The 23,109-nt window shown below is 66.5% G+C and carries 17 protein-coding genes and 2 tRNA genes; all 19 read right to left on the bottom strand.

What is annotated here, in order from left to right; all coding sequences use genetic code 11:
* A tRNA-Gly gene (locus NFR41_RS07680) sits at positions 1 to 73 on the bottom strand.
* A gap of 199 nt (positions 74 to 272) precedes the next feature.
* A tRNA-Val gene (locus NFR41_RS07675) sits at positions 273 to 347 on the bottom strand.
* A gap of 93 nt (positions 348 to 440) precedes the next feature.
* A complete protein-coding gene (locus NFR41_RS07670; RefSeq protein WP_251231366.1) occupies positions 441 to 1,517 on the bottom strand; it encodes an ATP-binding protein in 1,077 nt (358 codons plus the stop codon).
* 47 nt (positions 1,518 to 1,564) lie between these two features.
* Positions 1,565 to 3,127: a ribonuclease Y gene (gene rny, locus NFR41_RS07665; protein ID WP_160212396.1), complete on the bottom strand. Its 1,563-nt coding sequence runs from the start codon at positions 3,125 to 3,127 to the stop codon at positions 1,565 to 1,567.
* Positions 3,128 to 3,389: 262 nt separating this feature from the next.
* Positions 3,390 to 4,085, bottom strand: coding sequence for a regulatory protein RecX (locus NFR41_RS07660; protein ID WP_251231365.1), 696 nt, complete (start codon positions 4,083 to 4,085; stop codon positions 3,390 to 3,392).
* Positions 4,086 to 4,089: 4 nt separating this feature from the next.
* Entirely contained in the window at positions 4,090 to 5,145 is a 1,056-nt protein-coding gene (gene recA, locus NFR41_RS07655; protein WP_160212394.1) for a recombinase RecA, read from the bottom strand.
* Between the two features lie 401 nt (positions 5,146 to 5,546).
* The gene (gene pgsA / locus NFR41_RS07650; protein ID WP_251231364.1) at positions 5,547 to 6,806 is read right to left on the bottom strand and encodes a CDP-diacylglycerol--glycerol-3-phosphate 3-phosphatidyltransferase; all 1,260 of its coding nucleotides are present in this window, start codon (positions 6,804 to 6,806) and stop codon (positions 5,547 to 5,549) included.
* 7 nt (positions 6,807 to 6,813) lie between these two features.
* Positions 6,814 to 8,145 (bottom strand): 30S ribosomal protein S12 methylthiotransferase RimO, encoded by a 1,332-nt coding sequence (rimO, locus tag NFR41_RS07645; RefSeq protein WP_251231363.1) that lies wholly within the window; start codon positions 8,143 to 8,145, stop codon positions 6,814 to 6,816.
* 40 nt (positions 8,146 to 8,185) lie between these two features.
* Positions 8,186 to 8,683 (bottom strand): YajQ family cyclic di-GMP-binding protein, encoded by a 498-nt coding sequence (locus NFR41_RS07640; RefSeq protein WP_160212391.1) that lies wholly within the window; start codon positions 8,681 to 8,683, stop codon positions 8,186 to 8,188.
* A 92-nt stretch (positions 8,684 to 8,775) separates the two neighbouring features.
* The gene (locus NFR41_RS07635) at positions 8,776 to 9,975 is read right to left on the bottom strand and encodes a helix-turn-helix domain-containing protein (protein ID WP_251231362.1); all 1,200 of its coding nucleotides are present in this window, start codon (positions 9,973 to 9,975) and stop codon (positions 8,776 to 8,778) included.
* Between the two features lie 25 nt (positions 9,976 to 10,000).
* Positions 10,001 to 12,688, bottom strand: a complete 2,688-nt coding sequence (locus tag NFR41_RS07630; protein ID WP_251231361.1) for an FtsK/SpoIIIE family DNA translocase — start codon at positions 12,686 to 12,688, stop codon at positions 10,001 to 10,003.
* A gap of 161 nt (positions 12,689 to 12,849) precedes the next feature.
* The gene (locus NFR41_RS07625) at positions 12,850 to 14,844 is read right to left on the bottom strand and encodes a ribonuclease J (RefSeq protein ID WP_251231360.1); all 1,995 of its coding nucleotides are present in this window, start codon (positions 14,842 to 14,844) and stop codon (positions 12,850 to 12,852) included.
* Between the two features lie 28 nt (positions 14,845 to 14,872).
* The gene (gene dapA, locus NFR41_RS07620) at positions 14,873 to 15,763 is read right to left on the bottom strand and encodes a 4-hydroxy-tetrahydrodipicolinate synthase (RefSeq protein ID WP_251231359.1); all 891 of its coding nucleotides are present in this window, start codon (positions 15,761 to 15,763) and stop codon (positions 14,873 to 14,875) included.
* Between the two features lie 37 nt (positions 15,764 to 15,800).
* Positions 15,801 to 16,574 (bottom strand): 4-hydroxy-tetrahydrodipicolinate reductase, encoded by a 774-nt coding sequence (gene dapB, locus NFR41_RS07615; protein WP_251231358.1) that lies wholly within the window; start codon positions 16,572 to 16,574, stop codon positions 15,801 to 15,803.
* A 4-nt stretch (positions 16,575 to 16,578) separates the two neighbouring features.
* Positions 16,579 to 18,816, bottom strand: coding sequence for a polyribonucleotide nucleotidyltransferase (locus NFR41_RS07610; protein WP_432762700.1), 2,238 nt, complete (start codon positions 18,814 to 18,816; stop codon positions 16,579 to 16,581).
* A gap of 165 nt (positions 18,817 to 18,981) precedes the next feature.
* Entirely contained in the window at positions 18,982 to 19,269 is a 288-nt protein-coding gene (gene rpsO, locus NFR41_RS07605; protein ID WP_160212387.1) for a 30S ribosomal protein S15, read from the bottom strand.
* A 222-nt stretch (positions 19,270 to 19,491) separates the two neighbouring features.
* Entirely contained in the window at positions 19,492 to 19,752 is a 261-nt protein-coding gene (gene secG / locus NFR41_RS07600) for a preprotein translocase subunit SecG (RefSeq protein WP_160212386.1), read from the bottom strand.
* 120 nt (positions 19,753 to 19,872) lie between these two features.
* Complete coding sequence (dnaG, locus tag NFR41_RS07595; protein ID WP_160212385.1) at positions 19,873 to 21,774, bottom strand: DNA primase; 1,902 nt, start codon at positions 21,772 to 21,774, stop codon at positions 19,873 to 19,875.
* 3 nt (positions 21,775 to 21,777) lie between these two features.
* Positions 21,778 to 23,016 carry a deoxyguanosinetriphosphate triphosphohydrolase family protein gene (locus NFR41_RS07590; protein ID WP_251231357.1) on the bottom strand — a complete coding sequence of 413 codons (1,239 nt, stop codon included), beginning with the start codon at positions 23,014 to 23,016 and terminating at the stop codon, positions 21,778 to 21,780.
* Positions 23,017 to 23,109: the final 93 nt, after the last annotated feature.

The following is a 23,109-nucleotide window of genomic DNA, read 5'->3' as shown; positions in this document are numbered from 1 at the left end:
AGCGGACAACGGGGTTCGAACCCGCGACCCCCACCTTGGCAAGGTGGTGCTCTACCAGCTGAGCCATGTCCGCGTTGCGACGATATATATTAGCGGAACGTCTAGGCCGGCGCAAGAACTTTTTTCGAAAACATAGCAGCCAACCATCCCTCGCCGCACCGCAGGCAACAAGATGGCCGGAGCGCGTCCGCGCGATGCGCGAATCCGGGCGAAGAAACGCGCTGCAGCGAAAAACAGGCCGCAAGAACAAGTCTTGCGGCCTGCGGCTTTCATGGTGCGCGATGCAAGATTTGAACTTGCGGCCCCCACCGTGTCAAGGTGATGCTCTCCCCCTGAGCTAATCGCGCGTATACAGGGACTGCAGTAAGCAGCGACTAGAAATTTTACCAGAACGGCAGCGTAACGCAAGAGGTGAAAATACGGACTCTTTGTGACGACGGTCACGCGAGCGGTATGCGCACCACCAGCTCGCCCCTAGACACCTTGACCGACGGGCGCACGTCGGGCGAGAGGTAGTAGGAATCGGCCAGACCTTCGAACGCATCCGCCACGCGGTCGCCGAACGCCTCCAGATCGGCGTCGGAGATGCGGGGGGCGGTGCTGCGCGCCGCAGACCGACGGGAGCCGCTAGGCGCTCCTTTCCCGTCGGACGCGACCTCGGCCACCGACGCAGGCGCGCCCGAGCCATCTCCATCCGTCCTGAGCTGCCGGGCGATGAGCTCGGCCAGGGGAAGCGGCGGCTCGATGAGGCCGTCAATGATCCTGCGGGCGCTGCGCGCGGACATGCGAAGGCCCAAGCCCGCGGCAACCGACGCGAACTCCTCGGGGCCGGACGCCAGGCGCAGGCGCTCGCATAAAGGCGCGGTGCGGGGGTTCGCCCCCAAGCTGCCCGCCGACCGCCCCTCGGGGCTCGCTGCCGCGTACAAGGCGGCGGCGATTTCGGTGGGAGACCCGAAGAACACCTGGTAACGTCCGCGGGAATCCATGGCGAACTCGCATGCGGTCCTCACGATGTTGCGCGGACCGGTCACCGCGACGCTGCCCGTCGAAGCGTCCAGGCGAAACACCGGAAACGTCGACTGGTCCTTCCGCTCCTTGAGCGCGCGCCCGTCGACGTCGACGACGATGGAGGTTCCGCCCCCCTCGGCGGAATCGGCGACGGCGGCGCTCTTCGCGTTTACCGCAATGGAGTACAGCGCCATGCCGCGCCCGTGAACCCCCCACTTGTCCATATGGACCGTGTCGAGCTTGGAGGTGACCCTGGGCTCGAAGATGCGGGAGAACAGCTCCTGCGGCACTCCCGCGCCGTCGTCGATCACCACGATGCGTCGTTCGTCGAGTTCCCGCGACGTTGCCAAGAAGATTCGACGGGCCTGCGCATCCCGTGCGTTGCGCAGAAGCTCTATGACGACGTCCTCGCACGAACGGATGTCGTGGGCCGCCTGACGGCGCTCGGCCTCCGCCGTCAACAAGCGGACGAAGCCGTGGCCCAGGTCGGTCTCGACCCTCAGGCTCACGGCTTCGCCTAACGCGCCGTTGTCTGCCAAGCGACCCACCGACGGCTCTACTTCGCGATACCGATAGCGCGGCTCTCGCGGATGACCACGACCTTCACCTGGCCGGGATACTGCAGCTCGTTCTCGATACGCTGGGCGATGTCATGGGCGAGCACCGTCGTGGACGCCTCGTCCACCTTGTCCGGCTCCACCATGACGCGCACCTCGCGCCCTGCCTGGATGGCGTAGGTGCGCTCGACGCCGTTGTAGGAGTTCGCTATCTCCTCGAGCTTCTCCAGGCGCTTCACGTACGCGTCGAGGGTCTCCTTGCGCGCACCCGGCCGGGCGGCGGAAACCGCGTCGGCGGCCTGGACGAGCACCGCCAGCACGCTCTCGGGCTCCACGTCGTTATGGTGCGCCTCGATGGCGTGCACGATCTCGGGCTTCTCGCCGAAGCGGCGGGCGAGGTCGGCGCCGATGACCGCATGGCTACCCTCGACCTCGTGGTCGACCGCCTTGCCCAAGTCGTGCAGAAGGCCGGCCCGCTTGGCGGGAATGGGGTCGAGCCCCAGCTCGGAAGCCATGACCGACGCCAGGTAGGCGACTTCCAGCGAGTGGTTGAGCACGTTCTGGCCGAAGGAGGTGCGGTAGCGCAAGCGGCCGAGCGTATGGATAATCTCGGGATGCAGGTCATGGATGCCGGTATCGAAGGCGGCCTGCTCGCCCGCCTCCTGAACGCGCTGGTTCACCAGGCTCTCCGCCTTGCCGAACATCTCCTCGATGCGCGCCGGATGGATTCGCCCGTCTGCGACGAGGTTCTCCATGGTGACGCGGCCGATCTCGCGGCGAACCGGGTCGAAGCACGAGATGGTGACGCATTCAGGCGTATCGTCGATGATGAGGTTCGTGCCGGTCAGCTGCTCGAAGGAGCGGATGTTGCGGCCCTCGCGACCGATGATGCGGCCCTTGAGGTCGTCCGAGGGGATGTGGATGGTGGACACCGTGGTCTCGGCCGTGTGGTCGGCGGCCACCCGCTGGATGGCCAGGCTCAGGATGGAGCGGGCCTTCTTGTCGGCCTCGGCCTTGGCTTGGGCCTCCGCATCGCGGATGATGGCAGCGGACTCGTGGGCCACCTGGTCCTTCAAGGAGTCGAGCAGCTCTCGCTTGGCCTCCTCGGGGGTCATGCCCGCCACCTTCTCGAGCTTGTAGCCCACTTCGCGCTGGGCTTCCTCAAGGTCGCGGGAGCGGCGGTCGAGCTGGCCTTGCAGCGACGAGATCTGGTGCTCGCGGTCGTTGAGCTTGTCGTCGCGCTGGTTCAGGGTCTCGTCGCGCTTGTCGAGCAGGCGCTCGCGCTGGTCGAGACGGTCCTCGGCCTTGCGCACCTCCTTCATGCGCTCCTTCTGCTCCGCCTGCATCTCCTGCTTGAGACGCATGGCTTCGTCCTTGGCCTCGAGCTTCGCCTCGCGCTTGAACGTTTCGGCCTGACGCTTCGCGTCCTCTACCAAGGACTGGGCCTCGGCCTGCGCCCGCTGGGCTGCCCCGTTGGCGCGCAGCTTCATGATCGCAAAGCCGATACCGGCGCCGCATGCGACGCACACAACGGCGATGATCGCTGTGATTTCGACTGGCATGTTGTCCCCCCTTCATCATACGTGCTGGTCAACGTAGTCTTCATGTCATGGTTTCACAACGTAAAAAATACCCGACGCAACGTCGGGCATGAGAAAACGCACGATAAGGGACACCGTATGCTGTTGTCTATAAGAAGCATCCCGAAAGATGCGTTTACTCAGGCCCTGTAATCATAATGGGACAGCGGCGGCGTTTCGGCCGCGATGGGCAATATATGCGAAAAACCTAAAGACATGCACAGTCCGACAGGCGACGAGGCGGCTAGCGCAGCTCCTCGCAGAAAAGCGTAGCCGCCTCTGACGCGACGGAAGGCGTGAAGCCGGCCGATACGAGTTTGCGATAGGCGCCGTCATGCAGGTTCTTCGACTTCGGAGGCTTGGCAGCCAGAAGCTCGAGCGCACGGTCGACCTCGGTTCCAAGGCCTGCATCCTGCCGTTGCTCCTGCACGAGGGCGCGCACGTAGTCCTCTTCGTACCCCAGGCCTTTCAAAGTGAAGAGGATGCCCGCCTCTCCTTTGCGCTGGGCAAGACGGCTGCGCACGAACACGGACGCATAGCGCTCGTCGTCCACGAGCAGGCAGGCCCTCGCACGCTCCAAAGCCCCCTCCACCTGCTCGGCCTTCCATCCCTCCTGCAGCAGACGGCTTCGAAGTTTGCCGCTGCATTGCTCAGAGACGTTGGCCAGGCGCTCTATGCGTCGAAGGGCGCTCTCCTCGCTGAAATCGCGCTCCCCCGACGACGACCCCTCGCCGCCCTTGCCGTTTCTCGCACCCTTGCTCCGGGCGCCTCTTTGCAAACCGACGAAGGGCGAGCTGCCGGCATCGCGAGCCGCGCTGCCGGCACTGGGGCCCGGCGGGTTCGGCAGGCCGCCGCGAACGGAGACGGGGCTTGCGGAACCTTCCGACTCGATGGAGGCAATCCTCGCCCGGAGGCCGGCGAGCACGTCGCTATCCGCCACGGCGCTACTTCTTCGGCTTCGGCTTCGCCACAGGGCTTACCTGTTCGGCCTGTTCGGCCGTGCGGGATATGACCGGCACGCCGTAGGCCTCGCGCACCTTGACCTCGATCTCGTCGCGCAGCTCGGGGTTCTCGCGCAAGGTGAGCTTTGCCGCCTCCCTGCCCTGGCCGAGCCGCTCCTCGCCGTAGGTGTACCAAGCGCCGCTCTTCTTGGCGACGCCCGCCTCTACCGCCATGTCCACGATGCACCCCTCGCGGGATATGCCCTCGCCGAACATCAGATCGAATTCCGCCTGCTTGAACGGGGCGGCCACCTTGTTCTTGACCACTTTGGCCTTCACGCGGTTGCCGATAATCTCGCCGTCTTTCTTGATGGCCTCGCCTTTGCGCACGTCGATGCGCACCGAGGCGAAGAACTTGAGGGCGCGGCCGCCGGTCGTGGTCTCCGGGTTGCCGTACCCGCCGATCTTCTCGCGCAGCTGGTTGATGAAGATGCAGAGCGTGTTCGACTTGGAAAGGGAGCCGGCCAGCTTGCGCAGCGCCTGGGACATGAGCCGGGCCTGCAGGCCCACCGTAGTGTCCCCGATCTCGCCCTCGATCTCGGCCTTGGGAACCAGGGCGGCCACCGAGTCGATGACCACGACGTCGATAGCGCCCGAGCGTACGAGCATATCGCAGATTTCCAGGGCCTGCTCGCCATAGTCCGGCTGGGAAACCAGAACGTCGTCGATATCGACGCCCAAGCGCGCCGCGTACACAGGGTCGAGCGCGTGCTCGGCGTCGATGAAGGCGACGATGCCGCCAAGCGCCTGGGCCTCGGCGATGATCTGCAGCGCCAGCGTTGTCTTGCCGCTGGACTCGGGGCCGTAAACTTCGACGATACGGCCCCGAGGGACGCCGCCAATGCCCAAGGCGGCATCGAGCGGAAGCGCTCCGGTGGGAATGGCGTCGATGACGAGGTTGTGGTCGGCATCCCCGTACTTCATGATGGAGCCTTTGCCGAACTTGGACTCGATCGTGTCCGTGGCCATTCTGACGAGTTGGTCTTTTGTCTCTGCCATAGGGTGCGCCTTCCTGCTTCTCTTCAGCATCTCCGTTGAGATTACCGAACACCTGTTTGCATGTCAAGGGATATTTTCCCTTGCCCGCAAAACATCATAGCGGCACGCCCTGCCAAGACCATGACAGGGCGTTACATCCGACGTCTCTGGTCAGCTTGCCAAAATGCCCGCGCAACCGAAAGCCGTTGTTGCAGGCATAGCGAACAAATCTTCTTGTATCTGACGTCCGTCTTGCAGCACCGTCGGTCGACTCGTACGCGATCGCACCGTCAACCTTGCAGGAACCTTGCAAAAAGCAACGCCGGACCGTAGCCGCCCCCTTCGCCCGGCGTAGCCGTCCGGGAGGTACCAGCATGCAGAGGCGTCGGCGACACGACCTCGAGGGAGACGACCGGAAACTCCTATTCGGACACGGCGACGACGGCGCATCGGATGCGCTCGAGAGCTGCGTTCACCGTCTGCTCGCGCACCTGCTGGCGGGTTCCGGCAAAGCAGAACTCGAACGCCTCGGTGCCCGAAGCCGTCGCAAGGGCCATCCATACGGTGCCCACAGGCTTTCCCGGCTCGGCGCCCCCCGGTCCGGCAATGCCGGTCACCGCCACGGACACGTCGCAACCGAGCTGCCGCCGCGCACCTTCGGCCATGGCGCACGCGGTCTCGGCGCTCACCACGCCCTCGTCCCGCACCGTGGCGGGAGGAACGCCCAACAGCGACTCCTTGACCTCTGCCGCGTAGCTGACGACGCCCCCGCGAACCACGGCCGAGCTTCCGGGCACGCTCGTGAGCGCCCCGGCGATCAACCCGCCCGTCAGGCTTTCGGCGGTGCCCACGCTCACGCGGCAGCGCACCGCGTCCGCCACCGCGGACGACGCGAGCGCCAGCGTCTCGGCTCCCAGCTCGGGCGCAGGCGAAGGGGCCTCGGCTCCGGCGCTCCCGCCGACATCCTCCGCCTCCTCGGCGGAATCCGCAGCGACCGCATCCCCCCGAACGCCCGGCTCATCCAGCGAGGCAGCCTCCTCCCGACCGAACCCCAGCAGGAAGCGAGCCTTGGCAACGTAATCGACCATGGACACCACCGTGAGCGCCAACGCAACCAGCATCACGGCCCAGCTCGCGAGCCACAGCATGTCGCCGAACGCCTCGCCGGCGGTGCCGACCATATGGGAGTCCTTCACGGTGAACATGACCACGGCGACCATCTGGAACACCGTCTTGAACTTGCCGTAGTAGCTGGCGGCTATGACCACGCCCTCGCTGGCGGCCACCATGCGCACCCCCGAGACGATGAACTCCCGGGCGAGGATGACCAGCACCACCCAGCTGGGCAGCGTCCCCAGCTCGATGAGGGCGAGCAGCGCCGCCGTCACCAGAATCTTGTCGGCCAGTGGGTCCATGAACTTCCCGAACGTAGTCACCTCGCCGCGACTGCGGGCCAGATAGCCGTCGAGCCAGTCGGTGCAGGAGATGACGATGAAGATGCCGGCGGCGATGATGGACTTGTCGCCGTCGGGAAGCCAGTCGAAGCCGAACCACTCGGGCCATGGGCTGACGAGCGCGACGACGAACACGGGGACCAGGCAGATGCGCACCATGGTAACGATGTTCGCCGGCGTCCACAGACGCCCTTCGGCGGATTGCATTCTGCCCTCGGAAGCACCCATGGCCGCTCTACTCGCTTTCCATCTCGTAGAGCAGCGTGTCGGCGATCCTCACGCTCGCGAACTGCCCCACTTCGCCCGACTCCAGGTAGACCACTCCGTCCACTTCGGGTGCCTGGCATCGCGCGCGTCCGTACAGCTGGCCGTCTTCCTCGTACCCTTCCACCAGCACCTCGCAAACCGACCCGACGCGCTCGGCCACCTTCGCCGTACAGACCGCGTCCGCCACGTCCCGCACCGCCTGGGCGCGTTCGCGTTTCTCGTCCTCGTCCAGCTGGCCCGGCAGCGACGCTGCGGCGGTTCCCTCCTCCGCGGAGTAGGCGAACACGCCCACGTAATCGAACAAGCCCTCGGCCACGAAGTCGCACAGCTCCTGGAACTGCTCGTCGGTCTCCCCGGGAAAGCCGGCGATGAGCGTGGTGCGCAAGGTCGCCCCGGGAACGGAGGAGCGTATGCGACCGACCAGCGCGCGAAACGCCTCGGCGTCGCCCCGGCGTCGCATCGACCGCAAAACGGTCGCGCTCACATGCTGCAGCGGGATGTCGAAGTAGGAGCAGACGTTGTCGCGCCCGGCCACCACGTCCAGCAGCTCGTCGGTGATGCCGTCGGGCTCGGTGTACATGACGCGGAACCACACGTCGGGGTGCGCGGCGGCCACGCGGTCGAGAAGGGCCGCCAGCGTCGTCGGCTCGTCGAGATCATGCCCGTAGCAGCCCGTGTCCTGGGCGATGAGCACGATCTCGCGGGCGCCGCGCTCCACCTGGCGCGCCACATCGCGCGCTACCGTCTCCACCGAGAAGCTTCGGTAGGGCCCGCGGATGTCGGGGATGGTGCAGAAGGAGCAGCGCCGGTCGCATCCGTCGGATATCTTCACGTAGGCAAACGGAGCACCTGCCGGCGACTCGCCTTCCAGCCCGCAGCCCAACGGCTGCCGCCAAGGCGCGCCGGACGGGAGCCCGCCCAGGCCAAGCGCGCGCGACACCACCTCGGCGATATCGTCCTCGCGGCTGCACGGCAGAAACGAGCGGGCTTCGGGCAGCTCGGTGGCGAGCTCGTCGCCGAAACGCGAAGGCATGCATCCGGCGACGATGAGCGGGGCCCCTGCGACGACGTTGGGCAGGTCGGCCGCGTCGAAGATGGCGTCCAGGCTCTCCTCGATGGCGCTCTGGATGAACGCGCAGGTGTTCACCACCACCGCCTGGGCCCGAGCAGGGTCGTCGACCACGGCGAAACCGGCGTCGAGCAGCCGCTCCCCCATCTCTCTGGTATCCACCTCGTTCTTGGCGCATCCCAAGGTCACGAAAGCAACCGCAGGGGACGCCCCTTCCCCCAACACGCTCATAGGGCGGTCACCGCCACATCCACCGAACCCACGACAGGCCCTAGCGGTAGTTGGTGAACTGCAGGGGCTGGCCGTAGTCGTTGCCCTTCACAAAGGCTATGACCTCCTGCAGCGTGTCGCGCGAAGGGGAGCTCACACGCAGCTTGTCTCCCTCGATCTGCACCTTCGCCTTGAACTTCTGCGCCTTGATGTCCTTGTTGATGGTGCCGGCGCACTCCTTGTCGATGCCCTCCACCAGGCTTCCCACCACGCGCACGCTCTGGCCTGTCGCGGCCTGGGGGTCGCCCCACTTCACCGAGCCCAGGTCGATGCCGCGCTTGATCAGCTTGCTCGACAGCACGTCGATGACCTGGCGCGCCACGAAGTCGGCCGGCGCGCTCACCGTCAGGGTCTTGCCCGCCTTGTCGAACGCGATCGACGCCCCGGAGTCCTTCAGGTCGTAGCGCTGGGCAATCTCCTTCTTGGCCTGCTGGTAAGCGTTGTCCACCTCCTGCAGGTCGATGGTGGACACGATATCGAAGCTACATTCCTTCGCCATGGGGATACCCTTTCCTTTCAACGAGACGAGCGGTCGGCGAAGCGCTCGGGCGCCGCGCTGCCGCGAATGAGAGGTCGAATACGATACAGCGGTTACTGCTGGTCTGAACCGGCGCCCCCTGCCGAACCGGTATCGCCGGAGGTGTCGGAGCCGTCGTCGCCGGAGGCACCGCCGTCCCCTGCCGCGCCGTCGTCGCCGGAGGCACCGGAGGCACCCTGGTCGCCGCCAGAGGTTCCGGAGTCGCCGGAGGACTTGCCCGGGCGCTGCACGTTGGGATGGTCTTCGTACCACTGGTCGAGGTAGTCGGAGAACTTCACCGTAGCCGTGGGCATGCCGCTCTCGTCGGTTCCGTCGAAGGAGACGTTCTCGCCGTCGCAGGTGATGGTGACCGCATCGGTTGCCCAGGTGCCGAAGGTCCAGGTGTCGGTGACGTCGACCTCCTTCTCCACGGGACCGGTGATCATCTCGGGCTCCCCGTCCACGGAGGCGTAGATGCCGTCGGGATAGTCGGCGCTGGCCGCCACCTCGTAGGTCACCGTGACGCTGGTGGGGGCCGTCTCGGTCACCGGCGAGTTGTAGGCGGACGGCGCGGTGGTGGGGTCTTGGTCGGGACCCGTGGTGTCGTTGAGGCCCGATACCGGCTTGGTGGGGGCGTCGGAGCCGCTGTCATGACGGCACATGGTGAAGGACAGCACGATGGCCAGCAGCACCAGCACCACCAGAATGGCGATGAAGATGGGCAACCGGGACATGACGGCGTTGGTGTTGCTGGGGCCGGCGTAGAAGTTGGAGTACTGCGTGTTCAGCGCCGGCCGATGGCTCTGATGGGTGCTGTCCTGGGCGTGGATGCGGTCCATGTTGCGCTGGCCGTAGTCGCGGCCGTACTCGCGCCGGTCGTCGTAGACCATGCGCCCGAAGGCGTTGGCGCGGGCCGGGCGGCCGCCGGCCTCCTCGTCCTTGCCGCTGCGGGAACGGCTGCCCAGGCGCGCGCCGCCCAAATCGACGCGGCCCGTGGAGCGCGGAGAGCCGCTGCGGGCCTTGCCAGCGCGATAGGCGTAGTTCGCATCCAGGAACATCTTGGTAATCTCGGTGGGATTGAGCCCCACCAAGCGGGCGTAGGCGTTGACCATGTTGCGGGTGTAGCCGTGAGGAGGCATGCGCGTGAAGTCCTCCTCCTCGATGGCCAGAAGGATATCGGGGCGAATGCGCAGGCGGCGCGCCGTCTCGGTCAGGTCGTAGCCGCGACGCTCGCGCGCTTCGCGCAGGATGTTTCCGAATGAGATCTGGGGCATGGCAATCGCCTTCCTCGTTGTTCCTCTACTCGTCGGTCGCCTCGAAGGCCTTCAAGGTCTCCAGCTCCATAGCGTCCACCAGCACCTCGCGCGGCTTGCTGCCGTTAGGGGCGCCGACAACGCCTTTCTCTTCGAGCATGTCCATTATACGTCCGGCTCGCGAATAGCCAACGCTCAAGCGCCTCTGGATGTTGGAAGTGGACGCTGACCCCATGGAAACCACAATTTCCGCAGCTTCCCACAGAAGCGGGTCGTCGGCCGAGCACGAGCCGCCGGAGCCGTCGGGCTGCGATGCGCCCAGCGTGATGAGGTTGGTCTGCAGGATCTCGGAGTGGTACTCGGGCTCGCCCTGGCTCTTCCAGAAATCCACCACCGCGGCGATCTCGTCGTCGGAGACCCACGGGCCCTGGACGCGGACGGGCTTGGCGTACTCCGGCTTCGAGATGAGCAGGTCGCCGTGGCCGCAGAGGTTCTCGGCGCCCGTGGAGTCCAGGATGACGCGCGAGTCGATGCCGCTGGCAACGGTTAGGCCGATGCGGCAGGTGATGTTCGCCTTGATGAGGCCCGTCACCACGTTGGTTGAGGGGCGCTGGGTGGCGATGATCAGATGGATGCCGGCGGCGCGGGCCAGCTGGGCGATGCGGCTGATGGAGAACTCCACCTCCTTGCCCACGTTCATCATGAGGTCGGCCAGCTCGTCGATGACGATGACGATGTAGGGCATCTTCTCCCCCACGTCGCTTGCCGGCGCCTCCTCGCCCGCCGCTTCGGCCGCCTCGCGCTGCCTCTGCACCTCTGCGGCCTTCTCGTTGTAGGAGGTGATGTTGCGCGCGCCCACCTTCGCGAACAGCTTCAGCCGCCGTTCCATCTCGGCCACGCCCCAGGAAAGGGCGCTGGCGGCCTCCTTGCACTCGGTCACCACCGGCACGTACAGGTGCGGGATGCCGTTGTATCCGCTGAACTCCACACGCTTGGGGTCCACCATGATGAAGCGCACCTCGGCAGGCGTCGCCCGCATGAGGATGGACATGATCATGCCGTTGATCTCGACCGACTTGCCCGAACCGGTGGTGCCGGCGATGAGCAGGTGGGGCATCTTCGACAGGTCGGAGACGATGTCGCGTCCCTCCACGTCCTTGCCCACGGCCACCTCCATGCAGCTGTCGCCAGCGCTCTTCAGCACGTCGGCCAGGTACACCGTCTGCCGCTCGCGGTTGGGCACCTCGATACCCACGTAGTTGGTGCCGGGGATGGGAGCGAAGATACGCACGCCAGGCGCGGCAAGCGCCAAGGCGATGTCGTCGGTCAGGTTCGTCACGCGGCTCACACGCACGCCGGAAGGCAGGCTCACCTTGAACAGCGTGACCGTGGGACCGCTCACCCAGCCGACCACCTCGGCCAGGATGCCGAAGTCCTCCAGCGTCTCCTGCAGCCGCGCCGCCGTCTCGGACAGCTCCTCGTCGCTGGCGCCCTGGGGCCCGCGCCCCTTCGACGAGGCCAGAAGCGACGCCGGGGGCAGCTCGTAGCCGTCCGAGGTCTTCTTCGGCTCGGCAGCGGCCGCCTTGCGCTTCTTGGGCTGAGGCTGGGGCCGTGCCTCCTCCCCCGCCGCGTCCGGCTCCTTTCCGTGGCGTCCCAGCTTGCGGGTGATCGCCTGCTGCTCGCCTTGCGGGCGGGCCTGGGCGAAGTCGGGCAGCTCGTCGCTGGTGAACCGGCGGGTCCGGGCCGACGCATCCGCCCGGGACGCGCGGCCGGGGCGGGCTGGGGCATCCAGGGCAACCGTGTTCGCGGCGTCTTCCTCGGCCGTCGGCCCGTAGAGGCTCTCGTCGAACCCGTTCGGACCGTAGTAGTCCGCCTCCGCCGCCGCAAAATCCCCCAGCGGCGCCGTCGGAACGGCGCTGCCCACGGCCCGGGTTGGCTCGCCTGCAGAAGCGTACCCGTCGTAAGGGGCCGCAGCGGGATAGGCGGCGCGCATCGGGCGCGACAGACGCGGGAAGGCCAGGGGCGGGGCGGGCATCACCTCATCGTCGGCCGGCCACGCCTCGCGATGCTTGGCCCGCAGGCGCTCGACGATCCCCGAGAGCGAAAACCCAATCACCACGAAGCCCACGACCATGAGGCCCAGCAGCAGGATGCAGGAGACCACCTGGCCCAGAAGCGACTGGAACAGCCATGCCACGCCAGCTCCCACGTACCCCCCGCGAAACATCAGCTCGGACGGAGCGAACAGCCCGAACGCCTCGTCGGAGGGAAGCTGGGGCGAGAACAGCGCCAGCAGAGCCAGGGCGCAGACGAAGACGACGAGAAGCCCGATGCATACCCGAGCCGGAATCCGCTGCTGCTCCACGCGCACGAGCAGGCCGATACCGGCGACCGCCAGCAGAAGCGGCAGGATGTAGGCACCAAGGCCCAGGCCCATGTGCAGGGCGAGACTGAGGAACGAGGTCACCGGAGCCGTAGTGGGAAGCACCGCCGCCACGAACAGGGCTACGCCCAGGATGATGAGCACGACGCCCACGATGTCGCGGCGGGCGCGCTCGTCGACGAAGGGCTGGGAAGCGCGGGGCGCCGGTGCTTCCTTCTCGGATGCCTTGGAGGCCTTGCCGCTTCGCGACGAGGGCTTCGACCCCTTGGCCGAGCCTTTGGCGGCCGTCTTTCCCCGCGCCGCGGTCTGGGTGCTTTTCGGCTTGGAGGCCGAGGACTGCTTCTGAGCCACGTTCATGCTCCTTGGGAGTGGTCCGTTTCAGCTGCGATTCATGAGCATATATGAAAGAAATTATACCCGAGCAAACTCGCCAGGCGTCAAAACACCGCCAAAGACCAAGATTGCGGGGCGAAAGCGCCCCGCAACCGGAGATGGGCCTTGTCGATCGCGGCCTAGACCTCGATGATGCTGACCACCACCATGGGACGGGTCTTGGTGGTCTCCCAGAGCACCTGAAGCAGCGCGTCCTTGGCGGCCTTGCGCAGCTCCTTGGGACCGGCTTCCTTGGCCAAGGTGCGCTCCATGGCGCGGCGGACGGCCGATGCGGCCTCGTGGGCGATGTAGTCGTCGTCGCCGCCCGAGATGCCGTGCGTCTCCACCTGTACCTCCCCCGCCAACGTCCGCTTGCGTCCGTTCACGGCCACGGCGATAGTGGCGAAGCCCTGGGACCCCAGGGACGTGCGCTCGTCGAGCACCTGCTGGGAGGTGTCGCCCACCGACAGGCCGTCCACGTACACGATGCCGCTCTGCACCACCTCGCCACGCGAGACGCTGCCGGCCCCAAGCTCCAAGCTCTCGCCGTTCTCGCAGATGAAGATGTTCTCGGGACTCACGCCCGTGGCCTCGGCCAGGCGCGCGTGGGCCCGAAGGTGGGTGGCCTCGCCGTGCACGGGCATGAAGGCGGTGGGCTGCACGATGGACAGCACCAGCTTCAGCTCCTCGGCGCCGGCATGGCCCGACACGTGCACCCGGGCGCGGCTCTTGTCGTAGACGTCGGCGCCGATCTTGGCCAGGGAGTTGATGACCCGCGTGACCGCCTTCTCGTTTCCGGGAACGGGCGTGGCCGATATGATGACGGTGTCGCCCTCCTCGATGTCGATGGTCTTGTGCTCGCCGTTGGCGATGCGGGCCAGGGCCGACAGCGGCTCGCCCTGGCTTCCCGTGCACATGATGACCACCCGCTCGGGCGGGATGCCCTTCAGGTCGTAGGCATCGATGAGGTTATCGTCGGAAATGCTCAAGTACCCCAGCTTGCGGGCGATGTCGGTGTTCTGGATCATGGAGCGCCCGGTCACCACCACCTTGCGCCCGTTGGCCACCGCCGCGTCGCAGATCTGCTGCATGCGGTGGATGTGGCTTGCGAACGACGCGATGATGACGCGCCCCTTAGCCTGGGCGATGATCTTCGAGAGCTCCTTTCCCACCTCGGCCTCGCTGGGAGTGAAGTTGGGATTGGTGGCGTTGGTGGAATCGCTCATCATGAGGTCCACGCCCTCCTGGGCGAACCGCGCCAGGGCTCCGAAGTCGGTGGTCACGCCGTCGATGGGGGTCTGGTCCAGCTTGAAGTCGCCGGTGTGCAGCACGTTTCCGGCCGGGCAGCGCAGAAACACGCCCACGGCGCCGGGGATGGAGTGGTTCACAGCGAAGAACTCGGCGGTGAAGCAGCCCAGGTCGATGGTGTCGCCGGGTTTAATCTCCACCAGCTTGGCGTTCTTGATGCGGTGCTCGGCGAACTTGCCCTCGATAAGCCCCAAGGTCATCTTGGTGGCGTAGATGGGCACCGGTCGGTCGAGGTCCTTCATCAGGTAGGGCAGCGATCCGGTATGGTCCTCGTGGCCGTGGGTGATGATGATGCCCCGCAGCTTGTCGGCGTTCTCCAGCACGTAGGTGTAATCGGGCAGGATCAAGTCGACGCCGGGATGGTTGTCGTCGGGAAACATCAGGCCTGCATCGTCCAAGATCATGTCGCCTCCGCACCGGAAGGCGGTCATGTTCTTGCCGATGGCGTCGAGACCGCCCAGGGGGATGATCTTGAGCACCGGGCCCGACGGGCGCTTGGCTTTGGGCTTGCGCTTCTGGCGCTCGCCTGCGGCAGGGGCTTGGGAGCGCTTGCCGTCCTCCTTGGAAAGGGAGGGGCGCTTGCGCTCTATCTGCACGTGCTTGTAGGACTGCGTCTGCTGCTCCTGAGCCCCCTGCCGAGGCCGGCGCCGGCGACGGCCGTCCGAGGACGAGCTCTGTTCGCCGGCGGCGTTCTGGGGTTGCGCGGCCTTTTCGGTACGAGGCTTGGCCGCCCGCGCGGCATCCTTCTTCTTGCCGTCGACGTTCGCGCGCGCCGTGCGCTTCGAGCCGTCGCCGCTCTTAGGTTCGGTCTTCTTAGGTTCAGTCATAATGCCAATCTTCTTCAAACGGCGCGCTCTAGAGCACGCCAACTTCTCTCATAAGGGACGCAAGGCGCTCGGACTGAGCAGCCGTCGCGTCCACCAGGGGCAGGCGAACGCCGCCCACCGGGAACCCCGCCAGCTTCAGGGCCTCTTTGACCAGGATGGGGTTGGACGTTTCGAACAGGCCCTCCATTAGGGGCATGAGCCGCTCGTTGGCCGCGGCCGCCTCGTCCCAGCGACCGGCTGCGGCAAGGTCGACGATCTCCTTCATGCGCCCGGGCGCCACGTTGCCGATGGTGGAGATGACGCCCACGCCGCCCCGGGCCATGATGTCGAGGGTGGCCGAGTCGTCGCCGGAGTATACGTCGAAGCCTGCAGGCGCGTCCTTCACGATGGCCTCCACCTGGTCCAGCTTGCCCGACGCCTCCTTGATGCCCACGATGTTCTCGTGACCGTGCGCCAGCGCAAGCGTGGTTTCCGGCAGCATGTTGATCACGCAGCGGCCCGGGATGTTGTACAGGATGATGGGCAGCTCCACGGCCTCGGCGATGACCGAGAAATGCCGCAGCAGGCCCGCCTGGGGAGGCTTGTTGTAGTAGGGAACGACGCACATGAGGCCGTCCACCCCGAGCTTCGCCACATCCTGGGCGAAGCTCACCGTGTCGGCCGTGCAGTTGTCCCCGACGTTGGCGATCACGGGAATGCGACCGCCGAGAGCCGAAACCACCGCGCCGAACAGTTCCATCTTCTGGGGGTAGAACACCGTGGGGCTCTCGCCGGTGGTGCCGTTGACGATCAGCGCGTCGGCGCCGCCGTCGGCCAGGCGGACCGCAAGCTCCTGGGCGCGGTCCAGATCGAGCTCAAGGTTCTCGTCGAAGGGGGTGACCATGGCCGGGATCATCCGACCGAAGCGAGGCGTCGTCATAGCAACCTCCTAGTCGTCTACCGAAGGCCCCGAAGGCCTACATCAGGTTTTCCAAGCCGACCACCAGGCCGGAGAGCCCCGACACGCTGCGGATGCCCAAGAGCACGCCGGGCATGTAGGAGTGGCGGTCCCAGGAATCGTGGCGGATGGTCAGCGTCTGCCCGAAGCTGCCGAACACCACCTCCTGGCTGGCCACGAAGCCCATGGAGCGCACCGAATGGACGGGGATGCCCTCCACGAGCGCCCCGCGGGCGCCCTGGCAGCCGTCGATCTCGGTCTCGCTGCCGGGAGCCTCGCTGGGGCTGCCCTTGCGCGCCTCGGAGATGAGCTGGGCCGTGCGCACGGCGGTGCCCGACGGTGCGTCCTTCTTGTTGCAGTGGTGGTACTCGATGACCTCGGCCTGGGGGAAGTACGCCGCCGCCGCCTTGGCGAACTCCATCATGAGCACAGCGCCCGTAGTGAAGTTGGGGGCGAAGAACAGGCAGGTTCCCTCGGAAGCCTCCCGGGCCAGCCCCTCCAAAGCCTCGGCGCCAAGACCGGTGGTGCCCACCACGCAGTCCACGCCGGCCCGAAGCGCCGCGCGGACGTTGTCCGCCACGGCGTCGGGCTGGCTGAAGTCCACCATCACGTCGAAGTCGCACTGCGCAAGCGCCTCGGCCACGGAGGCGTACACCGGGAAGGGCTGCTCGGCACCCTCGGCGCCGGACGGGTCGATGCCGCAGGCCACCGCCATGTCGTCGGCGGCGGTGACGGCCTCGACCACGGTGGAGCCCATGCGGCCCCAACAGCCGCTTACCGCAACGCGCACCATGGCGCTACTCCTCGCCGGAGGACTCGTGGCGGCGCCGCGGCGTGCGGTTCGAGCGACCGGGACGGTTGTCGCCCTGGTGGCCGGAACGGTTGGTGCCCTTGCCGCCATCGCGCGGGGCCCGCGGGGCGCGGTCGCCTTCGGCCGGAGCCGGGGCGTCGGGCTTGTCCAGACGGTCAAGGGAGATCTTGCCGGAGTTGGGGTCGACCTCGAGCACCTTCACCTTCACGATGTCGCCCAGGCTAAGCACGTCCTCCACCTTGCCCACGCGCCCGTTGGCCACGCGGCTGATGTGCAGCAGGCCGTCCTTGCCCGGGGTCAGCTTCACGAAGGCGCCGAAGTCCTTGATGCCCACGACCTCGCCATCGAACTCCTCGCCCACCTCGGGCTCCTTCACGATACCCAAGATCATGGCCTTGGCGGCCTCGCCGGCCGGCCCCTCGACGGCAGCGATGTGGATGGTGCCGTCCTCCAGGATCTCGATCTGGGCGCCGGTCTGCTCCTGGATGCCGCGGACCACCTTGCCGCCGGAGCCGATGACGTCGCGGATCTTGTCCACGGGGATATGGATGGTCTCGATGCGGGGCGCGTACTTGGACAGCTCGGCGCGCGGCTCGGCTATGGTGTCCAGCATGGCGTCAAGGATGAAGGCTCGGCCTTCCTTGGCCTGGGTGAGGGCACGGGCCAGAATGTCCACGGACAGGCCGCGGGCCTTGTTGTCCATCTGCAGGGCCGTAATGCCCTTGGAGGTGCCGCACACCTTGAAGTCCATGTCGCCCAGGAAGTCCTCGATGCCCTGGATGTCGGAGAGGATGACCACATCGTCGCCCTCCTTGATGAGCCCCATGGCGATGCCGGACACGGGAGCCTTGATGGGCACGCCGGCGTCCATGAGGGCCAAGGTGGAACCGCAGGTGGAGGCCATCGAGGAGGAGCCGTTGGACTCGAGCACCTCGGAGACCACGCGGATGGCGTAGGGGAACTCGTCCTCGGTGGGGATCACCGGCAGCAGCGCGCGCTCGGCCAGCGCACCATGGCCGATCTCGCGACGCTTGGGGGCGCCCATACGACCGGTCTCGCCCGTGGAGTAGGGCGGGAAGTTGTACTGGTGCATGTAGCGCTTGCCCTCGGCCGGATCGATGGTGTCAAGACGCTGCCACTCGTTGAGCATGCCCAAGGTGCAGATGGACAGCGCCTGGGTCTGGCCGCGCTGGAACAGGCCGGAACCATGAACGCGGGGCAGATAGCCCGGAACGATGTAGAGAGGACGGATCTCCTCGGGGGTGCGGCCGTCGGCACGCTCGCCGGTGGCAAGCACCATGGAGCGCATGGCCTTCTTCTCGAGGGACTTCAGGGCTGCGGCGATGTCGGCCTTCCAGGCAGCGCGCTCCTCGTCGGTGAACTGCTCGGCGGCGATGGAAGCCTTGAGCTGCTCAACCTTGGCCATGCGGGCGGCCTTGTCGGCGTCGTGCAGGGCCTCGCTCATGGCGTCCAAGAACGGCGTCACGCGCTCGGCGATGGAGGGATCGGCCACATGGACCGGCCATTCCTTCGGCTCGATGTTGCAACGGTCCAGGAAGCGCTGCTGCACCTCGCAGAAGGCGGCGATGGCCTCCTGGCCGAAGGTCATGGCAGCGAGCATGTCCTCTTCGGAGATTTCGTCGGCACCAGCCTCAACCATGGAGATGTAGTCGGCAGTGCCGGCGATGGTGAGCTCAAGGTCGGAGTTGTCCTGCTCCTCGAAGGTGGGGTTGACGATGAACTCGCCGGTTTCCTTGTTGCGGGCGATGCGCACGCAGGCAGCCGGGCCATCGAAGGGGGCCGCGCCCAGCATGAGGGCCGCCGAAGCACCGGCGACGCAGATGCAGTCGGGCGGGTTGATCTGGTCTGCGACCAGCGTGGTGGCCACCACATGCACCTCGCGCTTGAAGCCGTCCACGAATCCGGGACGGATGGGACGGTCGATCATGCGGGCGGTCAGGGTGCCCTTCTCAGAGGGACGGGCCTCGCGCTTCAGGTAGCCGCCGGGGATGCGGCCCACGGCGTACATCTTCTCAATGAAGTCCACCGTCAGCGGGAAGAAGTCGAAGTCGCGCTCCTCCTTGGAGATAACGGCGGTAACGAGCACCGTGGTGTCTCCCTGGGTTACCACCACGGCGCCGGTGGCCTGCTTGGCAAGCTCGCCGGTTTCCAGACGGTAGGTTTTGCCGTAGAGCTCGAACTCCTCGACGATTTTCTCGATCATAGTGCTTTCAACCTTTTCTCTTCTCCCCGACGCCCTATGCGCCGGAGCTTCTTCGAGCGGCGGGCACAACGCCCGCCACCCGCGGGCGAGGGCGCCCTTGCGCCTTCGTCCGCTTTAGACGAAAGCCCGCTTACCGCGGGCTTTCGTAATCAAACCAACTTCGCTTTAGATGTTGTCGCGAATGCCGAGCTTCTTGATGAGGGCGCGGTAGCCGTCGATATCGCGCTCCTTGATGTACTTCAGCATCCCGCGGCGCTTACCGATGAGCATCATGAGGCCACGGCGGGTGTGGTTGTCCTTCTTGTGGGTCTTCAGATGCTCGGTGAGGTTACGGATGCGCTCGGACAGGATGGCCACCTGAACCTCGGGGCTGCCGGAATCGTGCTCGTCCTTGCCGAACTCCTTGATGAGCTCCGCGGTACGCTCCTTGCTGATGCTCAGCTTCTCTGCCATGGTTCGTTCCTTTCCCAAATGTCGCCGGCACGTATCCGACGGTAGTTCCTTAACGCCAAGCCGAGTAGCCATGGGGGAATCCGTGGCCACCAGGCAAAGCGCCCCTGCCCTTTTGGCAGTCTACCTATAATAAGAGCGATCGCCGAGGCAAGCAACGGCGATCGCGCAACCACACAGCTTTGGCATAACCTCGCCGAACCGTTCAGGCGAAGCGGTCCTTCCCTACTGGCCCGGGGTGATGGTGCCCTGAGGATAGACGATCATGAGCACGATCAGGGACACGAAGAACACGATGGCCAGGATGATGGTGATGCGGTCGAGGTTCTTCTCCACGATGGAAGTGCCCGTCTGGCTGGAGTAGACCGAGCTGGCGATCATGTCGGACACGCCGGTACCCTTGCCGGAGTGAAGCAGCACGAAGATGATGAGCCCGATGCCGGAGAGCACCAGCAAAATGCACATGATGATAGCGAGGGGATTCAACGAAACACGCTCCTTGGTAGTTTTGATCGGCGCAAGCCGACAGACCGCATACGAAACAGTCATTTTAGCGGTACGAACCGGCCATTGCAAGCAACTCCCGAAGTCCGCACACAACCGCCCTCAGGCTCTTCCGTGGGCGCTCTGCCGCTCGACCAGCTGGGACTGCAGCACCGAGGCCATCTGCAGGAAGACCGCCCGCTCCTCGTCGGTGACCCCCGTGGGGGCCGCAAGCGACGCCCGTATCCCCTGCAGCTCGTCGCGAAGGTCGCCGATGGAAAGCTCGTCGGCAACGAACTGCAGCGTGTCCAGGTAGGACCGCTCGGCGAAGTCGGTCGCCTCGCTGCCCCCCACCCCGCCGGCAAGCACCCGGTCGGCCACGGGGGCGCGCTCGACGACGGCGGCCGCGAAGCGCGAAGGCGACAGGGACGGCTGCTCGGCAAGCACCTCAAGCATGGCCGAGGCGACGTCGCGGTGGGCACCGTCGTGCCAGCGGGTGGACGCCAGCGCATCGGATCGGTCCAGGGCCGCCTGGGGATTGGTCGACAGCTGCCGCAGGAACTCCCGCTCGAAGCTCAACCGGCTGCGCTCCGCCGCAGAAAGCCTCCGGGGACGAGGCGCAGCGGGCGCCGGCGGCGGCACGGACGGTCCCGCAGCGGCAAATCCGAGCGCCTCCTCGTCGGCCGTCTCCGTCCTGCGCGGAGCCTTGAGCGCTGCCAGGCGCGCGAGCACGTCGGCCTCGCTCGCCCGGGTGCGCCCGGCCAGCTGCACCGCGTAGTCCTTGGCCAGAAACGAGCCCTTGATGGGGGCGAGCACCGACAGCGCGTCGGCCAGGGCGGCCGAGCGTCCTTCGGCCGTGGACAGGTCGTGACGGGCGAGCCGCCGGTCGATGCCGTACTGGATGAGGGGGACGGCCTGGTCTATGAGCTCGCGCAGGGCATCGGCCCCGCGCTGCGCCACGAAGTCGGCCGGGTCCAGGTTGTCGGGCAGCGTGACCGCGCACAGCTCCACCTGGGAGCGGCCGGCCTCGGGCGTCATGGACTCGTCGATGAACCCGAGCGCCCGGTCCGCGGCGCGCTTGCCCGCCTCGTCGCCGTCGAACAGGTAGACGATGCGCTTGGAGGCGTGGCGCGAGAGCAGGCGGATATGGCTCAAGGTGAGCGCCGTGCCCAAGGTGGCCACGGCGTTGCGGATGCCGGCCTCGTGCAGGGCGATGACGTCGGTGTAGCCCTCGGTCACGATGGCCACGCCCGTCGAGGCCATGGCGGCCTTCGCCTTGTCCAGCCCGAAGAGCACCTTCGACTTGTGGAACAGCGGGGTCTCCTGGGAGTTGAGGTACTTGGGCTCCCCCTGGCCGATGACCCGGCCGCCGAAGGCGATGGCCGACCCCCGCTCGTCGAAGATGGGAAACATAGCCCGGTTGAAGAACCTGTCGCGCAGAGGGCCGCCGTCACGCTGCAGGGCGACGTTGGCCTGCACCATCTCCTGAGGCGTGAACCCGAGAGACCCCAAGTGGCGCACGAGGACGCCATGGCCCGGCGCAAACCCCAGCTGCCAGCGCTTGGCCACTTCCCCGCCGAGTCCCCGTCCCCCCAAGTACGAGCGGGCGGCGTCGGCCTCGGCGCCCTTCAGGCACAGCAGCTGGCGATGGTAGAAGTCGGCCGTGGCCTTGCACACCTCCTGCAGCCGCCCCTTTCGGTCGCGGCTGACGGCAGGACGGCCGCCTGAAGTCTCCTTGATCTCGATATGGGCGCGCTCGGCCAGAGCGCGCACGGCCTCGGGGAAGGACAGACTGTCCAGCTTCATGAGAAACGAGAAGGCGTCGCCCCCCTCGCCGCAGCCGAAGCAGTGCCAACGCCCCGTGGCGCCGTCGATCTTGCACGAGGGGGTCTTCTCCTGATGGAAGGGGCAGCAGCACCAGAAGTCTCGGCCCTTCTGGCGTATCTGGGTGCGCTCGCCCACCAGGGCCACCAAATCGGTGGCCTCGCGTACCCGCTCGACGTCCTCGTTGCTAATCTGCGCCACGGCCTACTCCCGGCCCAAGTCGGCGCAGTAGCCGCGCGAGACGATGGTCTTCACGCTGCGGGGGAACAGGTGCTCGTAGAGGGCCATGAAGTAGCTGTCGGTCATGGAGGCCAGGTAGTCAACCACGATCTGGTTCGGCTCTCCGGCCATGTAGGCGTCCGCGTCGATGCTCGAGGAGCAGCGAGCGAGGTTTCGGGCGTGGTGGGCGAACACCGGGGAGGACTCGTCGCCCGCGACCACGTCGTCGTACAGGCGCGCGTACATCTCCTGGAACATCTCCTCCACCACGTTGCCCGACCCGTCGGCGAACCCCTCGCGCTCGTAGATGAGCCGGTAGTTCTGGCGCTTGGCCCGCTTGAGGTCCTCGAAGGCCTCCTGCGACATGGCTATGCAGTCGCGCCCGTAGCTGTTGTTCACGATGTCCACGGTGAGGTTGTTCAGTATCTTGGCGTTCTCGCGGCCGATGTAGGAGCTCTCGAAGCACTCCAGGTCGTCCAGCACGCCCATGGCCAAGGCGTCGGCGCGGTCCTTGCCCAGGTAGGCGACCATGTCGGCCACGCGCACCACGCACCCCTCCAAGGTAGCCGGGCGCAGATGGGCGATGACGGACTCGTCGGCGATGCAGGACTCCACCGTGGCGTCCAGGGCGTCGAAGTCGTCCATGGGCGCGCAGGCCAGCTGCTGGCAGGCAAACTCGCCGTTATGGGCGAGCACGCCGTTAAGGGTCTGCAGGCTGACGTTTCGCCGGTAGAGCTCGTCGAGCACCCGCACGGAGTGGACGTTGTGGTTGAAGAAGCGGCCCGTGCGTTCGTGGTAGCACTCGGAAAGGAAGCGCTCCCCCGCATGCCCGAAGGGCGTGTGCCCCACGTCGTGGCCCAAGGCTATGGCCTCGATGAGCTCGGTGTTGAGCCCCAGCAGCCGGCCGATGTTGCGCGCCACGCGACTGACCAGCTGCACATGCAGCCCGCGGCGGCTGATGTCGTCGTTTTCCACGAAGGAGAACACCTGGGTCTTGTCGGCGTAGCGGTTGTAGGCCGGGACGTTGATGATCTTCTCTATGTCGCGCGCGAACCCCGGGCGCAGGAGCGTCGCGCGGTCGTGGGGCAGATCCTCGCGGCGCACCAGGTCCTCGTCGCAAAAGCGCAGCGGGTGGAGCCGTCCCGATTCCCTGTCGGCGCGTATGGCCGCCTCGACGGCGGGGTCGAGGCTTCTGTAGGGGATGGCATCAGAGCTTCTGGTCATAGTCTTCGCAATCGTCCGTAGCAGGCGTCCGTTTTCCGCCGTCAGTATACTACGGGTCGTGGTCGGGCGCCGAGCCGTCGGCGCCCGACCACG

It is taken from the genome of Adlercreutzia aquisgranensis, from assembly GCF_943193145.1.
GTDB lineage: Bacteria > Actinomycetota > Coriobacteriia > Coriobacteriales > Eggerthellaceae > Xiamenia > Xiamenia aquisgranensis.
The sequence above is the reverse complement of the archived record's forward strand: the minus strand, read 5'-3'. Positions and strand labels throughout refer to the sequence as shown.

Coding starts and splice junctions, on each gene's coding strand:
- rny (WP_160212396.1), bottom strand. CDS start 3,127: ATGCCAGTCGAAATCACAGCGATCATCGCCGTTGTGTGCGTCGCATGC.
- recA (WP_160212394.1), bottom strand. CDS start 5,145: ATGGCAGAGACAAAAGACCAACTCGTCAGAATGGCCACGGACACGATC.
- pgsA (WP_251231364.1), bottom strand. CDS start 6,806: ATGGGTGCTTCCGAGGGCAGAATGCAATCCGCCGAAGGGCGTCTGTGG.
- rimO (WP_251231363.1), bottom strand. CDS start 8,145: ATGAGCGTGTTGGGGGAAGGGGCGTCCCCTGCGGTTGCTTTCGTGACC.
- NFR41_RS07640 (WP_160212391.1), bottom strand. CDS start 8,683: ATGGCGAAGGAATGTAGCTTCGATATCGTGTCCACCATCGACCTGCAG.
- NFR41_RS07635 (WP_251231362.1), bottom strand. CDS start 9,975: ATGCCCCAGATCTCATTCGGAAACATCCTGCGCGAAGCGCGCGAGCGT.
- NFR41_RS07625 (WP_251231360.1), bottom strand. CDS start 14,844: ATGACTGAACCTAAGAAGACCGAACCTAAGAGCGGCGACGGCTCGAAG.
- dapA (WP_251231359.1), bottom strand. CDS start 15,763: ATGACGACGCCTCGCTTCGGTCGGATGATCCCGGCCATGGTCACCCCC.
- dapB (WP_251231358.1), bottom strand. CDS start 16,574: ATGGTGCGCGTTGCGGTAAGCGGCTGTTGGGGCCGCATGGGCTCCACC.
- NFR41_RS07610 (WP_432762700.1), bottom strand. CDS start 18,816: ATGATCGAGAAAATCGTCGAGGAGTTCGAGCTCTACGGCAAAACCTAC.
- rpsO (WP_160212387.1), bottom strand. CDS start 19,269: ATGGCAGAGAAGCTGAGCATCAGCAAGGAGCGTACCGCGGAGCTCATC.
- NFR41_RS07590 (WP_251231357.1), bottom strand. CDS start 23,016: ATGACCAGAAGCTCTGATGCCATCCCCTACAGAAGCCTCGACCCCGCC.